We start from the raw sequence: 3,971 nt of genomic DNA, 5'->3' as shown, positions 1-3,971 counted from the left end.
CCGCCCGGCTCGCCGGAGCCGCCGAGGCCGGGGAACCCGCCGGGCAACCCGCCGCCACCGGCTCCGCCGCCGAGACCGGGAATGCCGCCCCCGCCACCGAGCCCCTGGGCGAGCGGCCCCATCTTCTCCTGCTGCAACTCCTGCACCTCGCGCCCGGCGTCGCGGATCGCGGCCAGGACCAGGTCGGCGATGGTCTCCGCGGTGTCCGCCGGATCGTCGGGGTCGACGGCCTTCGGGTCGATCGTCAGCCCCGTGATCTCCCCCTGCCCGTTGACCGTCGCGGTGACGAGCCCGCCCCCGGCGCTCCCCGTCACCTCGGCCTCCGCGAGCTCGCGCTGCGCGCTGAAGAGCTGCGCCTGCATGGCCTGCGCCTGCTGGAGCAGTTCCTGCATGTTCAAACCACCGGGTTCCACGGTGCACCTCCCTCTCCGGGCCCTAGTGAGGACCATCTCCTGGCGCTCCGCCAGCCACCGGACGTCCGTCCCCCGAGACTACGGGTTCGCACCAGGATGCGGTAAGAGCGCCCACCGGTGTGCCGACGCCCACCGCCCCGGGACGCGCACACGCGGGCGGGGGGCCGGTGCGGCGATCAGCACAGCCGGAGCCTGCCCGGTGCCCGCTCCTCGAATATCTCGATCAGCCAGTCGAACACCGTGGGACCGCGTCCCGCGCGAGCGGCCTCCAGATCCGCGCGAACCAACGGATCGTTCGTCGGATGGCAGCGCGCCAGCCTCAGTTCCAGCTGCCGGACCGTCTCGGGATACCCCAGGGCCTGCCGCGACAGGACGTGATCGCGCCATTCGACGACGTAGTCATCGTCGTCGGGCGTGCCGAATCCGCCGCTCAGGCAGTCGGCGAACGCGTCCAGGTTCCGCCGAAGTAGCCACCCGGGCCGTTCACCGCCTCGCCCATGACGCGCCAGAAGCCCTCCAGACTCTCGGTCCGGGCCCCTTCGACCACATAGATCACGGTCACAAACCGCAGGATAGGCCGCGACCTGGATTACACCGGCCACGGATCCGCCGTGATCACCGAGCCCCCACGGACCAGGCCGAACCGATCCCTGACCTCGGAACCGCACTCGTCCTGGCGCGCGCCCATCTCCAGCAATCCCTTCGGATCCCGAGAGCTGATCAGCTGCCGGACGGTCGAGAACAGGCGGGCGTCACCCACACACAAACGATCGCCGCTCGCGCTGGAATCGGGTCACGAGTTGTCGATCTCCCGGATGATCTGGCCGCCGAGCTCGCGCTGGAGGAGCGCCATCCCGTTCATCTCGGCCTCGGCGCCGTCGGCGTCCGCGTCGCCTTCCGGGTCGACCTCGTCGCTCTCGTCCATCGGCGGCGGCTCGTCCGGCGGGGGCGGCTCGTCCGGCGGCGGAGGCTCCTGGGCCTGATCGACACTCGGCGCGGGCGGCTGGGCAGGCGGCTGGACGGGCGGCCGCGGCGGAGGTGCCGGGTTCGGTGTGGCCGCCGCACCGAACCCCCCGCTAGGGCCTGATCGTCCGGGCGGAGGCCCCGCCGGTGCTCCGCCGACGATGGTCTCGATCCGCCAGTCGACGCCCATCCGTTCCTTGAAGACCTCGCGGAGGACGGTGTCACGGCCGCCGTTGACGAACCCCAGACGGCGCCCCTCGGCGTCGAACCCCAGCGTCAGCACCTTGCCGTCGAGCGACACCGGCTGCACCCCGGACATGATGACCATCCAGGTGGCGCGGCTCTTCTGCTTGACGGCCTCGACGACGTCCGGCCAGAGCCGCTGGACGGACGAGAAGTCCACCCCGCCCGCGGATTGCGCGGCCGGCGGATCGGCCTGGGCAGGACGCGGAGCAGGAGCCGGAGCCGCAGAGGCCGCCCGAGCCCCTTCTCCGGAGGCACTCGGCGCATCTCCGGAAGCCCCGCCACGACGGTTATCCACAGGTTCAGTTTCTGCAGCCGGTCCACCGGCGGGAGCGCCACCCTTGGGAGATGGCTCCTCCCCACGCGTCCGAGAACCACCCGCTCCACCCTGAGCGGGGGCCTCCTGCGCCGGAGGCGGCGTGAACGCCTGCGCCACCGCGCCGCTTTGCCCCCCGGCAAAGCCGCCCTGAGCGGCCTGGCGCTCCAGCCGGTCGATACGGGCGAACATCGAGGATTCGTCCTCGTAAGCCGCAGGAAGGAGGATTCGAGCGCAGATCAACTCGAGCAGCAGCCGCGGCGACGTGGCGCCCCGCATCTCGGTCAGCCCGGTGTGCAGGAGGTCGGCGGCACGTGTCAGTTCCCCCGGCCCCAGCGACGACGCCTGGCGCCGCATGTCCTCCAACTCGTCCGGCGGAACGTTCAGCAGCCCCGAACCGCCCGCCTCCGGGACGTTCGACAGGATGACCAGGTCGCGGAAGCGTTCCAGCAGGTCGGCGGTGAAGCGGCGCGGGTCCTGGCCGCTCTCGATCACCCGGTCGATCGCGGCGAAGACGGCGGCGCCGTCACGTGCGGCGAACGCGCTGATGACCTCGTCCAGCAGCGCCGAGTCGGTGTAGCCGAGCAGCGAGACGGCCCCGGCGTAGGTGATGCCCTTCTCGTCCGACCCGGCGAGGAGCTGGTCGAGCATGGACAGCGTGTCGCGGGCCGACCCGGCACCGGCCCGGACGGCCAAAGGCAGCGCGGACGGCTCGTACGGCACGTCCTCCGCCTGGAGGATCTCCTCCACCAGCTCCTGGAGGACGCCCGGCGGGATCAGCCGGAACGGGTAATGGTGCGTCCGGGACCGGATCGTCCCGATGACCTTCTCCGGCTCGGTGGTCGCGAACACGAACTTCAGGTGCGGCGGCGGCTCCTCGACGAGCTTCAGCAGCGCGTTGAAGCCCTCCCGCGTGACCATGTGCGCCTCGTCGATGATGTACACCTTGAAGCGCGCCGAGACCGGGGCGAAGAACGCCCGTTCCCGCAGGTCGCGGGCATCGTCAACGCCACCGTGGGACGCCGCGTCGATCTCGATCACGTCGATGTGGCCGGTCCCCGCCGGGCCGAGCGCCACACACGAGTCGCACTCGCCGCAGGGATCGGGCGTAGGCCCCTGCTCGCAGTTCAGCGACCGAGCAAGGATCCGGGCGCTGGAGGTCTTACCGCAGCCGCGCGGGCCGCTGAACAGGTACGCGTGGTTGATCCGGCCGTTGCGCAGCGCCTGCTGCAGCGGCTCGGCGACGTGTTCCTGCCCTTTCAGCTCGGCGAACGTCGCTGGCCGGTACTTGCGGTACAGAGCCAGACTCATCGGGGGTCCGCCCTCCCTCGAGAAGCAGAGCGTCGGATGTGCGGTGTCGCCGTCAAATCAAGGGACCCCCCGCACACCCGCCAGAGCCTGCTTATCCTTGCTGCCTTCCGGCCCTGGGGAGGTTCACAGGGTGACGCCGTGCGAGGGGTCTGCCTCAGTCTATGGCATCCCACGCACAGGATTGCCACGCTTCACGCGTAGTCTGCGCCGCATGCCCGCACCGACACACGACACGCTCTTGCACATCGCCGAACGGACCCACTGGGAAGCCGCCCGCGACACGGGAGTGTCGTACACGATGTCGACGCTCGGCAGGACCCTTGACGAAGAGGGCTTCATCCACTGCTCGTCCGACATGGCACAGGTGGACGGCGTCCTGGACCGCTTCTACACCGCCGTCCCCCGCTCAGACCTGGTGCTCCTGGTCATCAACACGTCCCGACTGGACGCCCCCGTCCGGTACGAGCAAGTCGACGGTGACCTTTTCCCACACGTCCACGGCCCGATCCCGGTGTCCGCGGTAATTGATGTCAGGTCACTGCCCGAGACCCGGTAGGCTTTCCCGCGGAGGATTCGCCTAGTGGCCTAGGGCGCACGCTTGGAAAGCGTGTTGCGTGCAAGCGCTCGCGAGTTCGAATCTCGCATCCTCCGCCACGGTATGACCAGGCAAAACGAAGGGGCCCGACGATCCTCGGCGGGCCCCTTCGCTGTTGTCCTTAGCCCTC

At 70.2% G+C, this 3,971-nt stretch carries 5 protein-coding genes, 1 tRNA gene and 1 other RNA gene; 2 read left to right on the top strand and 5 right to left on the bottom strand.

Annotated features, from left to right (window positions below):
- From E1264_RS41095 to ffs, 5 genes are all read right to left on the bottom strand, one after another.
- A partial coding sequence (locus E1264_RS41095; protein ID WP_132182745.1) for a YbaB/EbfC family nucleoid-associated protein occupies positions 1–413 on the bottom strand: 413 nt, incomplete at its 3' end.
- 430 nt (positions 414–843) lie between these two features.
- Positions 844–975 carry a hypothetical protein gene (locus E1264_RS46150; protein WP_279492162.1) on the bottom strand — a complete coding sequence of 44 codons (132 nt, stop codon included), beginning with the start codon at positions 973–975 and terminating at the stop codon, positions 844–846.
- A gap of 27 nt (positions 976–1,002) precedes the next feature.
- Entirely contained in the window at positions 1,003–1,173 is a 171-nt protein-coding gene (locus E1264_RS44265; RefSeq protein WP_165964651.1) for a hypothetical protein, read from the bottom strand.
- A 33-nt stretch (positions 1,174–1,206) separates the two neighbouring features.
- Positions 1,207–3,246: a DNA polymerase III subunit gamma and tau gene (locus E1264_RS41085; protein ID WP_132182743.1), complete on the bottom strand. Its 2,040-nt coding sequence runs from the start codon at positions 3,244–3,246 to the stop codon at positions 1,207–1,209.
- Positions 3,247–3,303: 57 nt separating this feature from the next.
- Positions 3,304–3,399: signal recognition particle sRNA small type (gene ffs / locus E1264_RS41080), an RNA gene on the bottom strand.
- A 58-nt stretch (positions 3,400–3,457) separates the two neighbouring features.
- Here ffs and E1264_RS41075 point away from each other — a divergent pair.
- On the top strand, positions 3,458–3,802 hold the full coding sequence (locus E1264_RS41075) for a DUF952 domain-containing protein (RefSeq protein ID WP_132182741.1): 345 nt from the start codon (positions 3,458–3,460) through the stop codon (positions 3,800–3,802).
- A 10-nt stretch (positions 3,803–3,812) separates the two neighbouring features.
- Positions 3,813–3,900: transfer RNA gene (locus tag E1264_RS41070), tRNA-Ser, on the top strand.
- The last annotated feature ends 71 nt before the right edge of the window (positions 3,901–3,971 follow it).

Origin of the sequence: Actinomadura sp. KC216, from assembly GCF_004348535.1 — a bacterium.
Lineage (GTDB): Bacteria > Actinomycetota > Actinomycetes > Streptosporangiales > Streptosporangiaceae > Spirillospora.
The sequence above is the reverse complement of the archived record's forward strand: the minus strand, read 5'-3'. Positions and strand labels throughout refer to the sequence as shown.

Excerpts from the sequence above, each read along its gene's own strand:
- E1264_RS41085 (WP_132182743.1), bottom strand. The coding sequence starts at position 3,246 with ATGAGTCTGGCTCTGTACCGCAAGTACCGGCCAGCGACGTTCGCCGAG.
- E1264_RS41075 (WP_132182741.1), top strand. The coding sequence starts at position 3,458 with ATGCCCGCACCGACACACGACACGCTCTTGCACATCGCCGAACGGACC.